This is a genomic window from Nonomuraea sp. NPDC002799 (genome assembly GCF_053592075.1).
Genome location: NZ_JBSFVA010000001.1, coordinates 652,788 through 670,160 on the forward strand (window position 1 = coordinate 652,788; position 17,373 = coordinate 670,160).

The 17,373-nt window shown below is 70.9% G+C and carries 17 protein-coding genes; 9 read left to right on the forward strand and 8 right to left on the reverse strand.

Features of this window, described 5'->3' with window-relative positions; all coding sequences use genetic code 11:
• Positions 1–13: 13 nt before the first annotated feature.
• From ACWD0F_RS02890 to ACWD0F_RS02905, 4 genes are all read left to right on the forward strand, one after another.
• Entirely contained in the window at positions 14–481 is a 468-nt protein-coding gene (locus ACWD0F_RS02890) for a MarR family winged helix-turn-helix transcriptional regulator (RefSeq protein WP_449872178.1), read from the forward strand.
• 106 nt (positions 482–587) lie between these two features.
• Positions 588–1,754, forward strand: coding sequence for a helix-turn-helix domain-containing protein (locus ACWD0F_RS02895; RefSeq protein ID WP_449872180.1), 1,167 nt, complete (start codon positions 588–590; stop codon positions 1,752–1,754).
• Positions 1,755–1,873: 119 nt separating this feature from the next.
• Positions 1,874–2,068, forward strand: coding sequence for a hypothetical protein (locus tag ACWD0F_RS02900; protein ID WP_449872182.1), 195 nt, complete (start codon positions 1,874–1,876; stop codon positions 2,066–2,068).
• On the forward strand, positions 2,065–2,349 hold the full coding sequence (locus ACWD0F_RS02905) for a hypothetical protein (RefSeq protein ID WP_449872184.1): 285 nt from the start codon (positions 2,065–2,067) through the stop codon (positions 2,347–2,349). Before ACWD0F_RS02900 ends, ACWD0F_RS02905 begins: the two co-directional genes overlap by 4 nt.
• Positions 2,350–2,423: 74 nt before the next feature.
• Here ACWD0F_RS02905 and ACWD0F_RS02910 read toward each other — a convergent pair whose 3' ends face one another.
• Together ACWD0F_RS02910 and ACWD0F_RS02915 are read right to left on the reverse strand one after the other, a co-directional pair.
• Positions 2,424–3,053: an alpha/beta fold hydrolase gene (locus ACWD0F_RS02910; RefSeq protein WP_449872186.1), complete on the reverse strand. Its 630-nt coding sequence runs from the start codon at positions 3,051–3,053 to the stop codon at positions 2,424–2,426.
• A gap of 161 nt (positions 3,054–3,214) precedes the next feature.
• Positions 3,215–3,988 carry a TetR/AcrR family transcriptional regulator C-terminal domain-containing protein gene (locus ACWD0F_RS02915; protein ID WP_449872188.1) on the reverse strand — a complete coding sequence of 258 codons (774 nt, stop codon included), beginning with the start codon at positions 3,986–3,988 and terminating at the stop codon, positions 3,215–3,217.
• A 49-nt stretch (positions 3,989–4,037) separates the two neighbouring features.
• Between ACWD0F_RS02915 and ACWD0F_RS02920 the strand changes: the two genes are divergently transcribed.
• Positions 4,038–4,781 (forward strand): bleomycin resistance protein, encoded by a 744-nt coding sequence (locus ACWD0F_RS02920; RefSeq protein WP_449872190.1) that lies wholly within the window; start codon positions 4,038–4,040, stop codon positions 4,779–4,781.
• Between the two features lie 38 nt (positions 4,782–4,819).
• Here the strand turns inward: ACWD0F_RS02920 and trpS are convergent, their stop codons facing one another.
• Positions 4,820–5,824, reverse strand: a complete 1,005-nt coding sequence (trpS, locus tag ACWD0F_RS02925; RefSeq protein ID WP_449872191.1) for a tryptophan--tRNA ligase — start codon at positions 5,822–5,824, stop codon at positions 4,820–4,822.
• 14 nt (positions 5,825–5,838) lie between these two features.
• Complete coding sequence (locus ACWD0F_RS02930) at positions 5,839–7,152, reverse strand: hemolysin family protein (RefSeq protein ID WP_449872192.1); 1,314 nt, start codon at positions 7,150–7,152, stop codon at positions 5,839–5,841.
• Positions 7,153–7,238: 86 nt separating this feature from the next.
• Here ACWD0F_RS02930 and galE point away from each other — a divergent pair, with 86 nt between their 5' ends.
• On the forward strand, positions 7,239–8,189 hold the full coding sequence (galE, locus tag ACWD0F_RS02935) for a UDP-glucose 4-epimerase GalE (RefSeq protein WP_449872193.1): 951 nt from the start codon (positions 7,239–7,241) through the stop codon (positions 8,187–8,189).
• 282 nt (positions 8,190–8,471) lie between these two features.
• Here galE and ACWD0F_RS02940 read toward each other — a convergent pair whose 3' ends face one another.
• Both ACWD0F_RS02940 and ACWD0F_RS02945 read right to left on the reverse strand, forming a co-directional pair.
• On the reverse strand, positions 8,472–9,458 hold the full coding sequence (locus tag ACWD0F_RS02940; protein WP_449872194.1) for a malate dehydrogenase: 987 nt from the start codon (positions 9,456–9,458) through the stop codon (positions 8,472–8,474).
• A gap of 57 nt (positions 9,459–9,515) precedes the next feature.
• Positions 9,516–11,657 (reverse strand): serine/threonine-protein kinase, encoded by a 2,142-nt coding sequence (locus tag ACWD0F_RS02945; protein ID WP_449872195.1) that lies wholly within the window; start codon positions 11,655–11,657, stop codon positions 9,516–9,518.
• 152 nt (positions 11,658–11,809) lie between these two features.
• Between ACWD0F_RS02945 and ACWD0F_RS02950 the strand changes: the two genes are divergently transcribed.
• A complete protein-coding gene (locus tag ACWD0F_RS02950; protein ID WP_449872196.1) occupies positions 11,810–12,940 on the forward strand; it encodes a saccharopine dehydrogenase family protein in 1,131 nt (376 codons plus the stop codon).
• Here the strand turns inward: ACWD0F_RS02950 and ACWD0F_RS02955 are convergent.
• A complete protein-coding gene (locus ACWD0F_RS02955; RefSeq protein ID WP_449872197.1) occupies positions 12,937–13,467 on the reverse strand; it encodes a hypothetical protein in 531 nt (176 codons plus the stop codon). The two genes, ACWD0F_RS02950 and ACWD0F_RS02955, sit on opposite strands and share 4 nt — an antisense overlap.
• Before the next feature lie 246 nt (positions 13,468–13,713).
• Between ACWD0F_RS02955 and ACWD0F_RS02960 the strand changes: the two genes are divergently transcribed.
• Together ACWD0F_RS02960 and ACWD0F_RS02965 are read left to right on the forward strand one after the other, a co-directional pair.
• Positions 13,714–15,177, forward strand: a complete 1,464-nt coding sequence (locus tag ACWD0F_RS02960; protein ID WP_449872198.1) for a hypothetical protein — start codon at positions 13,714–13,716, stop codon at positions 15,175–15,177.
• On the forward strand, positions 15,174–16,217 hold the full coding sequence (locus ACWD0F_RS02965; protein WP_449872199.1) for a hypothetical protein: 1,044 nt from the start codon (positions 15,174–15,176) through the stop codon (positions 16,215–16,217). The genes ACWD0F_RS02960 and ACWD0F_RS02965 overlap by 4 nt, the downstream gene beginning before the upstream one ends.
• Here ACWD0F_RS02965 and ACWD0F_RS02970 read toward each other — a convergent pair.
• Positions 16,214–17,242 (reverse strand): polysaccharide deacetylase family protein, encoded by a 1,029-nt coding sequence (locus tag ACWD0F_RS02970; protein ID WP_449872200.1) that lies wholly within the window; start codon positions 17,240–17,242, stop codon positions 16,214–16,216. The two genes, ACWD0F_RS02965 and ACWD0F_RS02970, sit on opposite strands and share 4 nt — an antisense overlap.
• Between the last annotated feature and the right edge of the window lie 131 nt (positions 17,243–17,373).

The window sequence follows — 17,373 nt, forward strand, 5'->3', positions numbered from 1 at the left end:
TAGGATCGCCGCCATGACAGACCCCATGGACGAGCAGGTCACGCCCGCGCCGCTGCGGTTGCTCCCCAGCCGGATGTTGTCGCTGGTCGCGATGCAGGCCGACCGCCTGGTCAGCGAGGGGCTGGCCGGCGCGGACGCGCGCAAGTGGCACTACGCCGCACTGGTCGCCCTGCGCGAGGCCGGTCCGGTGAGCCAGGCCGGCCTGAGCAGACTCACCGGCATCTACCGCAGCGACCTGGTCTCCGTGATCAATGAGCTCGCGGAGCGCGGCTTTGTCGAGCGCGCGGCCGACCCCGACGACCGCCGCCGCAACGTCATCACCATCACCACGCCGGGACGGCGGCATCTGCGCCGGCTGCACGAGCTGATCGACTCGCTCCAGGACGACCTGCTGGCACCGCTGACCGGGCCGGAACGCGAGCAACTGACCGGTTTGCTGGCCCGCCTCCTGGCCCACCATTCGCCACGCGGCGCCTCCTGAGCAGGGCCGAAACCATGCAGGTGATCTCCGGTGGGCCCTAGCCTTTGCAGTGTCCAGACCAATCCGAGAGGCTTCCTTGCCCATGGCCGAAATCAGCACCGGACAAATGGTCAGACTCCAGCGCGAACGCAGAGGCATGAGCACCACCGCGCTGGCGACCCAGTCCGGCTGCACCCCCAGGCACATCGAGTTGATCGAGCACGGCAAACGCACACCCTCGCTGCCCCTCCTGCGGGAGATCGCCAAAGTGCTGGGCGTCCGCACCGCCGTGCTGCTAGGCGAGACCCCGCGCGACTCCCACGAGCCGAGCCGGCCGCAGATAAGCGATATCGAACGGGCCCTGTTCACCTGCAGGTCCATGGCGCCCGACATCGAGCCGCCCGACGCCGAGCAGCTCTCGGAGCGGGTGGCGGCGGCCCGCAACGCCTGGTTCACCTCGACGCGCCGCTACTCGATCCTGATGGCGGCGCTGCCGTCCCTGGTCTCCGACGCCGAGAACCTCGCGCTGGAGCGCACACCGGCCGCCTACAGCGTCGCCACGGACGCGTACATGCTGGCCAGGGGGGTGCTCAAGCATCTGCGCCGGGTGGATCTCGCGCATCTCGCGGCAGACCGGGCCATGCGCTTCGCCGAGGAGTCGGCCGATCCGCTGATGCTCGCGTGGGCGTACTGGAACCTGGGGCAGTCGATGTTGTCGGACGACATGCACGAGATCGCCTACGACGTCGCGCGGCGCGGCCTCGAGGCGCTCGAACCGCACGTCGGCGACGGCGACGAGCGCCATCTCAAGGCGTACGGCGCGCTGCACCTGCTCGCCGCGATCGGCGCGGCCCGCATGGGTGACGACGACGAGGCCAGAGAGACGGTACGCGGACCGGCGGCGCAACTCGCCGAACGCGTCGAGGACGGGTCGGCCATTTACGACCTGGCCTTCTTCGGCCCCACCAACGTCGCCATCCACATGGCCAGCATCGAGAACGACACCGGCCACCCCGAGGCCGTGTTGCGCATCGCCGACGACATCGATCTGCGGCGCACGCCGTCGATCGAGCGGCGCACCACCCACCTCGGCCACGTCGCCAGGGCGTGCGAGGACCTGGGCGACGACGCGGCCAGCCTGCTGCACCTCCTGCGGATCGAGCGCGAGTGTCCGGAGGAGCTCGACCACAAGCTGCTGCTCAGAGAGATGGTCCGGTCTCTGGCGCGGCGGGCGCGGCCGTCGTGGGCTCCCGAGGTGCGTTACCTCGCCGAACGCCACGGCATCCTGATCTGAGCCAACACGGAGCCTGAACGAGCACAGGGCTGAGCGAACACGGAGTTCGGTCCGCGCGAACAGGGAGATCTGTCGCCCGAGTTCGTCACGGACCGGCACGTGAGTGCGACTCTGCGTTCATGACCACAGCGCCGAGTGCCGATTTCGTCATGGAACGACTACTTCAAGAGGCCGTCAGGGAATTCCCGGAGTGGGCGTTCGAGCGAGATCAGTCAGGATGGACAGCCATCCAGGACACGACCCGGCTGACCAGGCCCAGCCTCGCCTCGCTGCGGGCGCTGCTGCGCCTGCACCGGGCGGTGCGGCGTAGATGATCTCGTTCGAGGAGCGGGGCGGCGCCCCCGCCGAGGTCGATCTCCTGCTCATCGCGCGGCAACTCGACGTGTTGCGGAGCACGTATCCGGCGTGGGAGATCCAGGTCCGGGTGGACGGGCCGTGCGTCGCCAGGTGGACGGCCGAGTTGCGGCGGCCGGTCACGGCGCTGATGAGCGCGGCGGGGGTCCGCGAGCGTGTCTGCAGTCCGGACGCGATCACGCTGGCCTCAGCCCTGGCTCATCAGGCATCACTGATCCACCGCCACCCGGTCGGCAACTGAGGCCCTGAGAAGCGCTCCAGCGCGACCCCCGGGCCCGGCCGCCACCCGGTTGGCGGCGAGGTTCGCCGGGCGCGCTAGCGGGCGGGGCCGAGGACTTCGGTGGCCAGCGTCTCGATGACGGCGGCGACCCGGCCGGGCGCCTTGGCATGGGCCCCGTGCCCCTGCCCGCGCAGCACCACCCTTTCCACCTGCGGGAGCGTTTTGGCCAGAGCGTCGAGACGCTCCCCCAGATGGGCTGGGCTGCGATCGCCGCCCAGCAGCACCACCGGCGCCTCGATCCGCGCGTAGGCGCCGAGCCGGATGCCGAGCGCGTCGATCGCCACGCTGTCCCCGATCTGTGCGGGAACCAGCGCGCGCATCCGCGGAACGACTGCCACGCCCACGCCGGCCAGCAGCGACACCAGGGCCGGCACCGCGCCGGATGAGTGGCCGACGAGCAGCATCGGCCCGCCGCCGAGCGCTCGCGCCACCGCGAGCACGTGCTCGACCTCCTGCGCGAACGTGCAGGAGTCCGCGGCGAGGTCGAGCCGGTAGCGGCGGCGGTGCAGGCGCACGACGCGGAAGCGCGGGGCCAGCAGCGCGGCCACCTTTCCCCACGAGGCGCCGTCGTCGAGGCCCGGATGGAGGGCCAGGATGATCGGCCCCGCCCCTTCGTCGGCGGCGCGGGCCTCGGTGCCGTCGGACGCCATGGCTGTCAGTTTCATGACTCGCTCCTTAGCAGCGCTAAGGCGAATTTAGCGCCGCTAAGGAGAAGATGGCAATGGGCCGGGGTCAGGACTCCCCGGACGCCGTGATCCGGGCGCCGATGGAGTTCTGGATCAGGACTCGTGGGCCGCCGTGATCCGGGCGCCGATGGAGTTCTGGATCAGGACTCGTGGGCCGCCGTGATCCGGGCGCCGATGGAGTCCAGGACGAGGTCGAGGCCGAAGGTGAAGCGGTCCAGCGCGCGTTGCAGTGTGTACGGCAGCGCGGTGCCCGACACCGCGAACGCCCCGGCCTCGTTCAGCGCGGCGAGCCGTGGGAAGCGCCCGTCCATGCGCTCGTCCAGGAGCGGGGCCCGCCGCTCCCACCACTCGTCGTCGCTGCTCCCGGTGCGGTCCGGCGCCTGCTCGGCCTCGACGACCACCGACCCGGCGCCCCGCGTGTACGACTCCACGGCCGCCACGCAGTTCGCCACCTCGATCGCCGCCAGGCCGTACCCGTCGAGCAGGGCCAGCGCCGCGTCGTAGCGCGCGATGACGTGCGGCCCGAACACGGTCCGCGAGGTCGCCACCTGCAGCAACCACGGGTGGGCGCGCAGGGCGGCGAGATCGCACGTGGCCAGGTCGAGCAGCCCCGCCCGCCACCCGGCGCCGGCGGCGGGGAGGGGCTGCGCGCTCACGACCCGCTCGACCATCAGCTCCAGCAACTCGGCCTTGCCGGGAACGTAGGTGTACAGCGAGGCCGTGCCGATGCCGAGGGCCTGGGCCAGGGTCCGCATCGACAGGGCGTCCGGCCCGGCGCGGTCGGCCCGCGCGACGGCGGTGTCGACGATGCGCGGCAGGTCGAGCCGCTGCCGTGGCCCGCGTCTGGGGGCGGGCAGGCCATCCCAGAGCAGCGCCATCGTGCGCGCCGCGTCACCGCGCCCCGCGTACTCCATGCCGGAAACCCTCCTGCGTCAAATACTCCGAACAGCGTACGATGTTTCCATGCGTACCGAGACCGTCATCCCCGGCCTGCCCTGCCGCGACCTCGACGACGTCCTGCCCTTCTACACCGCGCTCGGATTTGAGGTGACCTACCGCCAGCAGCGCCCGAACCCGTTCGCCGCCGTCCGCCGAGGCGGCATCGACCTGCACTTCTTCGCCCTGCCCGAGTTCGATCCCGCCGACTCCATGGGCACCGTGGTCCTGATCGTCCCGGACACGGAGGCGCTGTACGCGGCGTTCGCGGCGGGGCTGCGCGCGGACTTCGGAAAGGTGCCGGTGTCGGGGATCCCGCGCATGACCCGGCCCCGGCGCCGGCAGGGGACTCCCAGCGGGTTCTCGGTGGTCGATCCGGGCGGGAACTGGCTGCGGATCAGCGGGCACAAGGACACGGGTGACGAGCCGGCCCCGGCGGAGGGGCGGCTGGCGCGGGTGGTGGCCACCGCCGCGCGCCAGGCCGACTCTCATGGGGACGAGGAGGCGGGCATCCGCGTGCTGGAGAACGGGCTCGCCCGGCACGCCGACGCGCCGCCCGCCCAGCGACTGCCCGCACTCGTCTACCTCGCCGAGTTACGGCTGCGGACGGGCGCGTACGACACCGCGGCCGCGCTGCTCGGCGAGGTGGGGGCGCTGGAGTTGTCCGCGGCCGAGCGCGAATCGCTCGCCGGAGAGCTCGCGACGGCGGCCGAGCTCTCAGCCGAGTTGCCGGCGAATGGACGAGCGGAGCCGACAGCCGACAGGCCGTAGCCTCCGCCGGATATGTCAGCGCCCCTGACGGCGGCGGCCTACAGCTTGGGGAGGAAGCCCACGCGGTCGCGAACCTCGGCCATGGTCTGCTTGGCCACCACCGACGCCCGCTCGGCCCCGATGGCCAGCAGGCGGTCGAGCTCGGCCTCGTCCGCCAGCAACTTCTCCGTGCGCTCCCTGATGGGACCGAAGGCGTCGACGACCGCCTCCGCCACGTCCTTCTTGAACGTGCCGTAGCCCTGCCCCTCATAGCGCGCGACCAGGTCGGGGATGGGCGTGCCGGTCAGCGCGGACTGGATGCGGAGCAGGTTGGAGATGCCGGGCTTGTTCTCCTCGTCGAAGAGCACCTCCGACCCCGTGTCCGTGACCGCCCGCATGATCTTCTTGCGGAGCGGGCCCGGCTGCTCCAGGACGTCGAGGATGCCCGCGGGGCTCGACGACGACTTCGACATCTTCGCCGTCGGGTCCTGCAGATCGGTGATCTTCTCGACCTCCTTCAGGATGTGCGGCTCCGGCAGCGTGAAGGTGTCGCCGAAGCGGTGGTTGAAGCGCTGTGCGAGGTCGCGGGTGAGCTCCAGGTGCTGCTTCTGGTCGGCTCCGACCGGAACGCGGTTGGCCTGGTAGATCAAGATGTCGGCGGCCTGCAGGACCGGGTAGGTGAACAGGCCGACGCTGGCCGCGCTCTCCCCGAACTTGGCCGACTTGTCCTTGAACTGCGTCATCCTGGCGGCCTCGCCCATGCCGGTGAGGCAGATCAGCACCCAGGCGAGCTCCGTGTGCTCGCGTACGTGGGACTGCACGAAGACCGTGGAACGCTCCGGGTCGAGACCGGCGGCGAAGAGCTGCGCGGCGGCCACGCGGCTGCGGCGGCGCAGGGCGGCGGGCTCGGTCGGCACGGTGATCGCGTGCAGGTCGACCACGCAGTAGAAGGCGTCGTGGGTCTCCTGCAAGGTGACCCACTGGCGGACCGCACCCAGGTAGTTGCCCAGGTGGAAAGAGTCCGCTGTGGGCTGGATGCCGGAGAGTACACGAGGTCTGGCCATAGCAGGCAATTGTGTCAGGAATCCTGCTCGGGAGGCGACTCGGCCACCGGTCGGCGTTTCACTCTCACTCTGGCGATACGACGGCCGTCGAGCTCGGTGACGACCAGCTCGGCGCCCGCCGCGTCCACCCGCTCGCCGACCGCGGGGACGTGTCCGAGCATGGCCATCACGAAGCCGCCCAGCGTCTCGTAGGGGCCGTCGGGGAGCCGGATGCCGGTCTCGGTGGCGAAGTCGTTGAGGTTCGTCAGGCCGTCGATCTCGATCTCGCCGGCGGGCAGGACGACGACGTCCTCCTCGACGTCGTACTCGTCCCTGATGTCCCCGATCAGCTCCTCGACGAGGTCCTCCATGGTGACGATGCCGGCCGTGCCGCCGTACTCGTCCACCACGATCGCCAGGTGCTGGCCCTCGTCGCGCATCTCGTTCAGCGTGGTGAGCAGGCGCTTGGAGGCGGGTACGAACTTGGCGGGGCGGATCGGCACCACCGCGCTGATCGGCTCGGTGCGGCCGATGAGCTCCGGATCGAGCAGGTCGCGCACGTGGACGAAACCGACGATCTCGTCGTAGGACTCGCGGTAGACCGGGAAGCGCGAGTGCGGGAGCCGGGCCGCCAGCCGCGCCGCGTCGTCCAGCGGCCTGTCCACCTCCATGAACTCGACCTCCGTACGCGGCAGCATCACCTCCCTGAGCTGCCGTTTACCCGCCGTGAACACCTCGGCGATCAGCTTGCGCTCGTCGGCGGTGAGGTCGGTGTGCCCGACGACCATGTCGCGCAGCTCCTCGGTGCTGACCTCCTCCCGGTCGGCCCCGGGGTTGCCGCCGAGCAGCTTGACCACGCCGTCGGTGGACTTCGAGAGCCCCCAGATGATCGGGCGCGACAGGGAGGCGATCCGGTCCAGGAACGGGGCCACGAAGAGCGACAGGCCCTCGGCCCGCTGGAGCGCCAGGCGCTTGGGCGCGAGCTCGCCGAGGACGAGCGAGACGTACGAGATCGCCAGCGTCACCAGCACCAGTGCGAGCACCGGCGCGACGGCCCGCAGCGGCTCCCACCGTTCGAGGACGGGCACGAGCTGCGCGGCGAGCCGGTCGGCGCCGAACGCGGCCGAGAGCATGGTGGCCACGGTCACGCCGATCTGCACGGCGGACAGGAAGCGGTTGGGGTCGCGGGCGAGCTTGGCCACGCGCTCCCCCCGGCGTCCCTGCTGGGAGATCTTGCGAACCTGGCTCTCGCGGAGGGAGACCATCGCGATTTCGGCGGCGGCGAAGAACCCCCCGATCAGGATGAAGAGCAGGACCAGGGCGATGTTGGCCACGACGGTGTCAAACATGGTGGTTGGCAGCGTACTCGCGGGCTTTGCCGCGTATGCTGAACGGCGAGCCGTACAAAATCAAACATATTTGAACAGGAGTAAACGTGAGGCTACTGGTCACCGGGGGGGCCGGATACGTCGGCAGTGTCGTCGCGGCGCAGCTCGTCGAGGCGGGACACGAGGTGACCGTGCTCGACGACCTGTCCACCGGGCATCGGGACGCGGTGCCGGCGGGCGCCCGCTTCGTCCAGGCGAACATCACCGAGGCCGGTGACGCGCTCGACGGCATGGACGCGGTGCTGCACTTCGCGGCCAAGTCGCTGGTGGGCGAGTCGGTGGCGAAGCCGGGGCTCTACTGGGCCAGCAACCTGGGCGGCACGCTGGCGCTGCTCGACGCCATGCGGGACAAGGGCGTGGGCCGGATCGTGTTCTCCTCGACGGCGGCCACGTACGGCGAGCCCGAGCGCTCCCCGATCGAGGAGAGCGACCCAACGCGCCCGACCAACCCCTACGGCGCGTCCAAGCTCGCCGTGGACACCGCGCTGACCGCGTTCGCCCAGGTGCGCGGGCTGGGCGCGGTGAGCCTGCGCTACTTCAACGTGGCCGGCGCCTACGGCCGCTACCGCGAGCGGCACGCGATCGAGACCCACCTCATCCCGAACATCCTCAAGGTCGCGACCGGCGAGCGCGAGTCGGTGAGCGTGTTCGGCACCGACTACCCGACGAAGGACGGCACCTGCGTGCGCGACTACGTGCACGTGTCCGACCTGGCGCGGGCGCACCTGCTGGCGCTGGCCGCCGTCACGCCCGGCGAGCACAAGATCTACAACCTGGGCAGCGGCACCGGGTTCAGCGTGCAGGAGGTGATCTCGGTCTGCCGCGACGTCACCGGCCACGAGATCCCGGCCGTCGTCGGCGAGCGCCGCCCCGGCGATCCCGCCGTGCTGGTCGCGTCGTCGGCGAAGATCCAGGGCGAGCTGGGCTGGAAGGCCGAGCGGGCGTCCCTGCGCGACATCGTTTCCGACGCCTGGGGAGCGCTTTCCGGAAACGCGTGATGCGGAGCTGAAATATGTGCTGTGATACCCAAATGTGAGGAGCTTTTCACCAAGGGTCACGAAGCTGCTCTTCGGTGCCCTCATCACCGTGGGCAGCCTCACCGCCGCCGCGGGCGTGGTCTTCGCCACCCCGCAGCCGCCGCCGGGCGTCCAGCCGCCGCCCTGCCCGATCTCCGGCGCCCCCGCCACCAAAAAGTGAACGCCCCCCGCCCATGAGGGAACGGGGGGCGTCGCCGGCGACGTCAGAATGATCGCCTCGCGGTCAGAATGATCGCCTCGCGGTCAGATGAGACCGAGCTCCTTCACCGCGTCGCGCTCCTCGACGAGCTCGCCGACGCTGGCGTCGATGCGCTCGCGGGAGAACGCGTCGAGCTCCAGGCCCTGGATGATCTCGAACGCGCCGTTGGCCGCGCGCACGGGGAACGACGAGATGAGGCCCTCGGGCACCCCGTAGGAGCCGTCGGAGACGACCGCGGCCGAGGTCCAGTCGGTGCCGTTGACCCAGTCGTGAACGTGGTCGATCGCGGCGTTGGCGGCCGACGCGGCCGAGGAGGCGCCGCGGGCCTCGATGATGGCGGCGCCGCGCTTGGCCACCGTCGGGATGAAGGTCTCGCGCAGCCACTCGGCGTCGACCTGGTCGGCCGCGACCTTGCCGCCGACCTCGGCGTGGAACAGGTCGGGGTACTGGGTCGCGGAGTGGTTGCCCCAGATCGTCATCTTCTTGATCTCGCTGACCGGGACCTGCAGCTTGGTGGCGAGCTGGGACAGCGCGCGGTTGTGGTCGAGCCTGGTCATCGCGGTGAAGCGGTCGGCCGGCACGTCGGGCGCGTTGCGCTGGGCGATGAGCGCGTTGGTGTTGGCCGGGTTGCCCACGACGAGGACCTTGATGTCGTCGGCGGCGTGGTCGTTGATCGCCTTGCCCTGCGGGCCGAAGATGCCGCCGTTGGCGCCGAGCAGGTCACCGCGCTCCATGCCGGCCTTGCGCGGCATGGCGCCGACCAGCAGGGCGACGTTGGCGCCGGCGAAGGCGACGTTGGGGTCGTCGGTGATCTCGATGCCGGACAGGAGCGGGAACGCGCAGTCGTCCAGTTCCATCGCGGTCCCCTCGGCCGCCTTGACCGCCGCCGGGACCTCCAGCAGGCTCAGCTTGACCGGGACATCGGCGCCCAGCAGTTGCCCCGACGCGATGCGGAAGAGCAACGCGTAGCCGATCTGGCCGGCGGCTCCGGTGACGGTCACCTTGACGGGAACAGTGGCTGACGGCGCCATGGCCTTCCCCTAACTCGCTGCAGGAATCATTGACGTTGGGATGTTACCCGCTTGTCATCAGCAAGTTTCCATCGCGGGTACCTTCAGCTCGGGCTCGAAGTCGACTTTGGGGAAGTGGCTGGCCAGGAGCTGCTTGATCGTGCCCGTGCGGTAAAGGTCGGCGATGACGGCCTTCACCGCCTTGCAGGTCTTCACGTCGCCGTCCCTGATGCCGACGGCGTAACGCTCGTTGTTGAGCTTGGCGCCGAGGATCTTGTAGCGCAGGTTCTCGCGGCTGGCGAAGCCGGCCAGGATCAGGTCCTCACCCGGGATGGCGTCCACCTTGCCGGCCCTGAGCAGATCCATGCAGGCGGCGTAGTTGCCGGCCGCCACGGGCTCCACCTTCACCTTGTCCTGCACCTCGCCCACCGACGGGCTGTTGAGCGCGCAGATCTTCTTGCCCGCCAGGTCCTCCAGCGACTCGATGCCGCTGCCCGACCGCACCAGCACGTCGTGGTGGGCCACGTAGTAGGGCCCGGCGAACTGCGTCGCGCTCTTGTCGACGGAGTAGGTGGCGACGACGAGGTCCACCTCGCCGTCGGCCAGGGCACCCGCCCGGTCGTCCCTGCTGACCTTGACGAAGGTGACGTCGCCGGCTCCCAGCTCGGCGGCGACGCGCCGGGCGACCTCGACGTCGAACCCCTCGAACTCCTCGCCGTTCTGCAACCCGACGCCGGGCAGGTCGCCCTTCACGCCGATCACGATCTTTCCGGTCTTCGCCACCTTGTCCACGACCGTGGCGAACGGTGCCGGCACGCCCGCCGTCTCGGTCGCATCGGCCCCGCCGGTGAAGGTGGCCTGCGGCCAGCCGCTCCGCATCAGCGCGAAGACGGCGGCGGCGAGCAGGACGAGCGCGGTGGCCAGGGTGATCAGCACCTTCATCCGGCGGCGTCGCGCCGGGTGGGGTGGTTCGCCCGCCCCCTGCGGCGCCATCGGGCCGCCGGGCGGCCGGGTCATGGCCTGCCTGCTCGCGCCCTCACCGGTCGGCCCGGCCAGCTGCTGCCCGGTCCGCTCACCGGTCCGCTGGCCGCCTGTCTGCTGGCCGGTGCTCTGGTGTCCGGTGCTCTGGTGTCCGGTGCTCTGTCCGGTGCTCTGGTGTCCGGTGCTCTGGTGTCCGGTGGCCCGCCCGGCCGTCTGCTGGCCCGTCGCCTGCTGGCCCGTCGCCTGCTGCTGGCCCGCCGTCTGCTGGCCGGTCCGGTCGGCTGGCTGCGGTCCCGTGCGGGGTCCGGGCGGGATCACCGATCCCGGCTTCTCGGTGATGGACCCGGCCGACACCCTGGTGAACGGCGTGGTGTCGTCGCCGGCCACCTGCACGCCCCGGGTGAGCACGGCCGTGGAGGCCCCGACCGTGGACGACTGCCCGAGCAGCCGCAGCAGGATCTGGTCGGCCGACGGCCGCTCGGCGGGCGACTTGGACAGCGCCGAACGCACCACGCCCTGCAGCGGCTCCGGCATCATGCCGACGTCGACCTCGTGGTTGAGGATCCGGTTGAGCACCATCGCGATGGACTTGCCCTCGAACGCGGTCTTCCCCGTGGCCGCGTAGGCGATGGTCGCCCCCCAGGAGAACACGTCGGTGTAGGGCCCGATCTCGTCTCCGGCGATCTGCTCGGGCGCCATGTAGGCGGGCGTGCCGATCGCCCGGCTGGTGATCGTGCCGGTGGAGTCGATGATCCGGGCGATCCCGAAGTCGACCACGCGCGGCCCGTCGGCGGCGATCAGCACGTTGTCGGGCTTGAAGTCCCGGTGCACGATCGAGGCGTGGTGGATGGCGGTGAGCGCCGTGGCGGTGCCGATCGCGAGCCGGTCGAGCACGGTGCCGCTGAGCGGCCCGTCGGTCTCGATGAGCTCCCTGAGCGGCCGGCCGTCGATGTACTCGCTGGCGATGTAGGGCGTGTCGCCGTCCAGGTCGGCCTCGATCACCCGGGCCGTACAGAACGACGCCACCCGCTGCGCCGCCTTCAGCTCCCTGGCGAAGCGCGACCGGGCGCTGACGTCGCCGGTGAACTTGACGTGCAGGAGCTTGATCGCGGCTCGGTCGCCCTTGTCGTTGACGCCCAGGTAGACGATGCCCTGCCCACCTTCTCCAACCCGTCCGGTCAACCGGAACGACCCCAGCTCTGGGGGATCGCCGGTCACCAGCGGCGAGATTTGCGGCATTCGTCATCCCCACGTGTTCTGAACCCCAACGACGCAAACTTTACGACGCTCAGCAACTTCACAGGGATCCGTTAAAAGTTCGTGACGTCACGGGTTCGCCTCATAGGCCGTGACACTTGCGCCGCCGGGCCGTCGCGAGCAGGCTCAGGATCATGGACCGCCCTTACGACATCGTGCTCTTCGGAGCGAGCGGGTTCACCGGCGCGCTGACGGCCGGCTATCTGGCCAAGGCCGCCGAGCCCGGCACCCGCTGGGCAGTGGCCGGACGCGACCGCGCCAAGCTGGAGCGACTCGGCCTGGACGTGCCGATCCTGGTCGCCGACGCCGCCGACCCCGCCTCGCTGGCCGAGCTCGCCCGCAGCACGCGCGTCCTCGCCACCACCGTCGGCCCCTACGTCACGTACGGGGAGCCGCTCGTCGCCGCCTGCGCCGACGCCGGCACCCACTATCTGGACCTGACGGGCGAGGCGGAGTTCGTGGACCGGGTCTACGTCCGCTACCACGAGCGGGCGGCCAGGAGCGGCGCCAAGATCGTGCACGCCTGCGGTTTCGACTCCATCCCCTACGACCTGGGCGTCCTCTACACGGTCGGCCTGCTGCCCGAGGACGTCCCGCTCAAGATCAGCGGCTTCCTGCGGGCGAACGGAAGCCCGTCGGGCGGCACGCTGGCCTCGATGATGACCATCGCGGGCCGCGCCCGCGAGACGGTCCAGCAGGGCACGCAGCGACGTGCCGCCGAGCCGCGGCCGGTGGGCCGCAGGGTGAGCTCCCGGCCGGGCGGCCTGCGCTACGTGGGCGGCTGGGCGCTGCCGATGCCCACCGTCGACCCGCACGTCGTCGGTTACTCCGCCCGTCTCCTCGACCGCTACGGCCCGGACTTCACCTACCGCCAGCACTACGCCGTCAGGACCCTGCCGGCCGCCCTGGCCATGGTGGCGGGCGCGGGCGCCCTCACGGGGCTCGCCATGATCCCGCCCGCGCGCGACTGGATCCAGGGCCGTCTGAAGCCCGGCGAGGGGCCGTCTCCGGAGCGGCGGGCCAGGAGCTGGTTCAAGGTCACGTTCCTGGGCCAGGGAGGAGGTGCGCGGGTGGTCACGGAGGTCGCGGGCGGCGATCCCGGTTATGGGGAGACCTCCAAGATGCTCGGCGAGGCGGCCCTCTGCCTGGCCTTCGACGACGTACCGGATCGGGCGGGGCAGCTCACCACGGCGGCGGCCATGGGGCAGCCGCTCATCGACCGCCTGCACCGCGCGGGCATCACGTTCACGGAGAGAGCCGGCTAACAGGTCCTGGCCATGGTCGAGATGAACCACTCGACCTGGGCGTCCTCGTCGATCTCGGGATCGGCGATCGTGCGCCCCCACCACGTCTCGACCTCGAACACGACGGGCATGGTCTCGCTCACGGCGGCCGCGCAGTCGGTCACCACCGCGTCGAACACCATCTTCATCGACCCGCCGGCCGGGATGGTGCGGGGGAAGCCGCCGTCGCCGTCGGGCCGCAGGCCCCCGGTCGTGTAGGCGTCCCGGGGCTGCGACCCCGCGCCGGTCACGGTGACGGGCAACCAGCCGTCGTTGACGTAAGTCTGCGTGACGTGGGCCGTCACCGTCTCCGGCCGGCCAATCTCGTCCCTGTGAATCCCGTACTCGTCGGTGCCGGCCGATTCCCACGACAGGTGGGGGGTGCCGGCGAACCAGGCCACCGCGACGAGGACGGCCGCGAGCCCGGCGAGCAACCAACGGCCGTAGCCGAATTTCGCCGTCATTCCCGCGCCCGGATCGATCCGCAGCCATATATCGTCGGAAATCACTGAAGCCCCCTGTTTGACGATTCGGCATTCTGCTACTTTTTCCGGCGTGACGAAAGACGGCTCCTGTTGTTGATCGGGTTATTGATCCTCGCGTCCGTCGCGATACCCATCGCCGGCGCAGCCGCGAACTCGCCCCTGCACCGCGTCGAAGCGACGCGTTTCGCGCTTCGTCAAATGGTGGACGTCACGGCGTTCAACGGGGCCCATATCGTCCGGTACCTCCAGGTCACGCGGCGGTGGCGGTGGATGGGAACCACCGCCGGCCTGATCGCGGCGGCATTGGCGCAACCCTGGGCCATAATGCCGTTCTTCGTGGTGGCCGGCTGGCTGGCCGGTGTCATCGCCGGGGAAATCGCCTTCGGCCGGATGAAAGGCCGCACCCGGCGGGCACTGGGCATGCGGCTGGCCAATCCCGCGCTCACCGCCCTGTGGACGGCCGCCGCCGCCGTCTCGTCCGGGATCGCCTTCAGCACTTTTCTGCGAGCTTTTTCCCATGAGGTCACGGCAGCGCAGCGCCTGGGCGCCGTGGCCACGTTCGCCGTAGTGGCGGTCGTGCAGACGGTGGTGAGCGACCTGCACCGGCGGCCGCTGCCGGCGGGACCGGCGGACCTGGTCGGCGCGGAGCTGGCCACGCGCTCCAGGACCGCGCGCTCGGCGCTTGGAGCGGGCACGGCCGTGGCGCTGGGCGCGTCCGCGAGCCTGCTGCCCGATCCGCTGCCCGGCGACTGGGGTGTGCTCGCGCTGCCGCTCCTCATCGGCCTCCCGCTTGTGGCGTGGTTCAAGGCGGGTGTCCCCTGGCCGGTGCCGACGGCGGGGACGAGGCGGACGTGGGCCTGGGCCGCCGCTTGCGTGGTGCTGACCGGCGCCGGGCTGGCCGCAGGCTGGTACGCCCTGGACGCCAGGCCCGTCGAAGCCGCTCCCTTCTCCCAGCCCGATCTCACCGACTCGACCCCACGGCCCTTCCGGTACGCGGCGACGGACGGCACGCCCCGTACCTGGGTGCTGCTGGGCCTGGAGGACCGGATCACCCTGGAGCATGCCGCCACGCGAGCGCCGGCGCCCTTCGCGCTCAGCGGCGACGGCACACACGTCGTCTACCTGCACGAGGAGACGCGCCGGCTGGTCCTGCACGACGTGTCATCCGCCGAGCGCCGCGACCTCACCGGGCCGCTGGCGGGCGCGGACGTGCCCGGGGAAGTGGTCCTGTCGCGCGACGGGCGCTACGTGAGCCTGGACGCGGACGTGATCGACACCCGTACCGGCGTGCGCACCCGCCTGGCGGGCGTCGGGCGGGTGATCGGCTTCGGGCCGGACGGCGTGGTGGCCACCACCGGCCGCCGCGCGACGCCCGGCGCTCCCGACACCGAGCTGCTGACGTTCGACCTGCGGGGGGTCGTGCGCACGCGGGTGCCGTTCGATCCGACGCTGGAGGTGCTGCTGACTCCCGACGGCCGCGACCTGACCGTGGTCACCGGCGACGAGGTCCTGACGATGGACCCGCGCACGGGGAAGGTCCGCGGGCACGCGAAGATGCGCCTGCCCGCGGACCACGGCGAGCCGCGGGCGCTCACCTGGGCGCGAGACGGCCGGCTCCTCGTCGGGGACCGCGACGACGCCTACCACCTGGTCGATCCCCGGACGGGCCGGACGGAGCCGGTGCCGGGCATGCCCGGCGAGCAGCCCACCATGGTGTTCGGCAGCATGCGATGAGGCGGTTTCCGTGGCGGGCCGCCGTGGCCGTGGTGGCGGCGGTGCCGGCCGTCGTGTGGGTGCTCGATCCGCCCCCGGCTGAGCCGCCCGTCACGTTCCTCCGCCCGTCGGCCACCCCGGCGGCCGCTCCCCCACCCGCCGCGCTGTCCAGGTACGCCTCCCCCGTCCGGTACGCGTACCAGCCCGCCTGCCAGGACGAATCCGGCCCCTGCACGCATTGGAACCTGGTCACGGCAGGCGGCGAACACGGCTGGCTGCCCGGCGCCGACGCCGGGGGCGACCTGTCGCTCAGCGGCGACGGCACCCGCGCGGTCTACCTGCGCGACGACACGTACGTCGTGGCCGACCTGACGACGGGCACGCTGAAGCCCTTGCCCGTGCGGCACAAGGGCGACCCTGCGGGCGAGCCGCTCTTCTCCCTGGACGGCCGCCACCTGCTCATCCAGTTCGACCATCTGGACGAGGACGACGAGGTCGTGCCGGACGACCGGCTGATCGTCGACATCGACCGGGGCGCCGTCCACCGCCTGGCCACCGCGGGCGAGGTGGCCGGCTGGACCTCCGACGGCCTGGTCACGGTGTCGACCAGGCGCACGGACAGCCTGCCCGGGCACGTCACGTCGGCCTCGTTCACCGTGCACTCGCCCCGGGGCGAGACGGTCAGGACGTTCACGCTGCCGGGCAATCTCGGCGCGGGCGTGCCGTCCCCTTCGGGCCGCACGCTGGCCGCGCTCGCCCAGGAGATCACCCCGGAAGACGTCGCGCACCTTGGCGTCAACCTGGTCGGCGCGTCGGCGGGCCGGCTCGCGCGCACGGTCGTCCCGCGACTGCCGCCCGGCCGGCACCTCACGGAGATCATCCGGTGGGACGGCGAGGACGGCCTCGTCGTCCGGACGCGCGGCCCGGCCGGCGAGATCGCCCTCCACGTCCTCGACCTCGCCACCGGCGGCACGCGGCCGCTCGGCGTCGAGATGGCGGACGTGACGGACCCGTTCCGGGCTCCGGCCGGCCTGAGCGTGGTCGTGGGATCCGTGCGCTAGTAGGGCAGGCTCCAGGTGGTGAAGCTCTTACGCAGGTATGGGGCCTTGTACTTCGGATAGGCCACCGTGCTGACGTCGCCGTCCGAGGTGTAACGCATGTCCGGGTTGTTCTTCAACCAGTCGAGCCAGGCATGCGAGCAGAACTGGGCGCAGTCGCCCTTCTTCTCCATGGCCTTGATGCGCGGGATGCCGGCCGCGTCGTACGCCTTGCTGAACGGCGCGGGCGCGGGCGTGTAACCCGCCAGGAAGGCGCCCTGGTGGTTGTAGAGCTTTCCGCGCAGGGCCCAGTTCTTCTGGCGCGGCTGGTTGCCGTACGGCAGGGCGATCGTGGTCGGGTTGGTGTAGGACAAGGAGTTGATCTGCTTGGCGATCGTGCCGATCTGCTCCTCGACCTCCTTCTGCGAGCGGCCGCGCAGGTTGATGTGGTCGCGCGTGTGGTTGCCGATCTCGAAGCCGTTGTCCTTGAGCCACAGCAGCGCCTGGGCCTGCTCCTCGCGCACGGTCTTGCCGAACATGTCGCGGGTCACGTAGAACGTGGCGGCCGGGCGCCAGCCCGGGTGCTCCGCGGCCACCTGCCTGAGGATGGCGACGGCGGTGTCCTTCTGCGGGACGCCCATCTCGTTCAACGTGAGCTGCGACGGCGAAGAGTCGTCGAAGGTCAGCACGACGGGATGTTTGCCCGCCGGGATGGCGATCTTGCCGGCCACCATCTCGGCGGCCGTGATCGGCACGTAGCCCTCCCTGACCAGCCGCTCCAGGTCGGCCTTGAACTGCTGCGGCGACCTGTCGTCCGTGGTCGCCGGCTTGGGGACGATCCGGTGGAACATCAGCACCGGAATCTGCCCCAGCTCGTTGGCCTTCACCTTGGCGGCGGCCGCGACCTTGGCGGCCTTGCTCGCCTTGACCTTCGCGGCCACGTTGGCCTTGGTGTCGGTCAACTTGGTGGTTTCGGGCTGCGAGTCGCATCCGGTGAGGATCGCGGTGGCCGCGAGCACTCCCAGCCCACTCAAAATACGCAGTCGCATCCGAACCCCCCGAGACACGTACGACTGTTACGTGGGGGCTCCTACCCAACTGATCAACTACGCCACGCCGCCGCACCGTCAAGACCTGGGCAGACAATGCGAAAGGGCCGCCCTCAGGCGGCCCTTTCAGC

What these genes read in the sequence shown, in the direction of transcription:
- ACWD0F_RS02890 (WP_449872178.1), top strand. Translation starts at nt 14, where the DNA reads ATGACAGACCCCATGGACGAGCAGGTCACGCCCGCGCCGCTGCGGTTG.
- ACWD0F_RS02895 (WP_449872180.1), top strand. Translation starts at nt 588, where the DNA reads ATGGTCAGACTCCAGCGCGAACGCAGAGGCATGAGCACCACCGCGCTG.
- ACWD0F_RS02900 (WP_449872182.1), top strand. Translation starts at nt 1,874, where the DNA reads ATGACCACAGCGCCGAGTGCCGATTTCGTCATGGAACGACTACTTCAA.
- ACWD0F_RS02905 (WP_449872184.1), top strand. Translation starts at nt 2,065, where the DNA reads ATGATCTCGTTCGAGGAGCGGGGCGGCGCCCCCGCCGAGGTCGATCTC.
- ACWD0F_RS02910 (WP_449872186.1), bottom strand. Translation starts at nt 3,053, where the DNA reads ATGAAACTGACAGCCATGGCGTCCGACGGCACCGAGGCCCGCGCCGCC.
- ACWD0F_RS02915 (WP_449872188.1), bottom strand. Translation starts at nt 3,988, where the DNA reads ATGGAGTACGCGGGGCGCGGTGACGCGGCGCGCACGATGGCGCTGCTC.
- ACWD0F_RS02920 (WP_449872190.1), top strand. Translation starts at nt 4,038, where the DNA reads ATGCGTACCGAGACCGTCATCCCCGGCCTGCCCTGCCGCGACCTCGAC.
- trpS (WP_449872191.1), bottom strand. Translation starts at nt 5,824, where the DNA reads ATGGCCAGACCTCGTGTACTCTCCGGCATCCAGCCCACAGCGGACTCT.
- ACWD0F_RS02930 (WP_449872192.1), bottom strand. Translation starts at nt 7,152, where the DNA reads ATGTTTGACACCGTCGTGGCCAACATCGCCCTGGTCCTGCTCTTCATC.
- ACWD0F_RS02940 (WP_449872194.1), bottom strand. Translation starts at nt 9,458, where the DNA reads ATGGCGCCGTCAGCCACTGTTCCCGTCAAGGTGACCGTCACCGGAGCC.
- ACWD0F_RS02945 (WP_449872195.1), bottom strand. Translation starts at nt 11,657, where the DNA reads ATGCCGCAAATCTCGCCGCTGGTGACCGGCGATCCCCCAGAGCTGGGG.
- ACWD0F_RS02950 (WP_449872196.1), top strand. Translation starts at nt 11,810, where the DNA reads ATGGACCGCCCTTACGACATCGTGCTCTTCGGAGCGAGCGGGTTCACC.
- ACWD0F_RS02960 (WP_449872198.1), top strand. Translation starts at nt 13,714, where the DNA reads ATGGGAACCACCGCCGGCCTGATCGCGGCGGCATTGGCGCAACCCTGG.
- ACWD0F_RS02965 (WP_449872199.1), top strand. Translation starts at nt 15,174, where the DNA reads ATGAGGCGGTTTCCGTGGCGGGCCGCCGTGGCCGTGGTGGCGGCGGTG.
- ACWD0F_RS02970 (WP_449872200.1), bottom strand. Translation starts at nt 17,242, where the DNA reads ATGCGACTGCGTATTTTGAGTGGGCTGGGAGTGCTCGCGGCCACCGCG.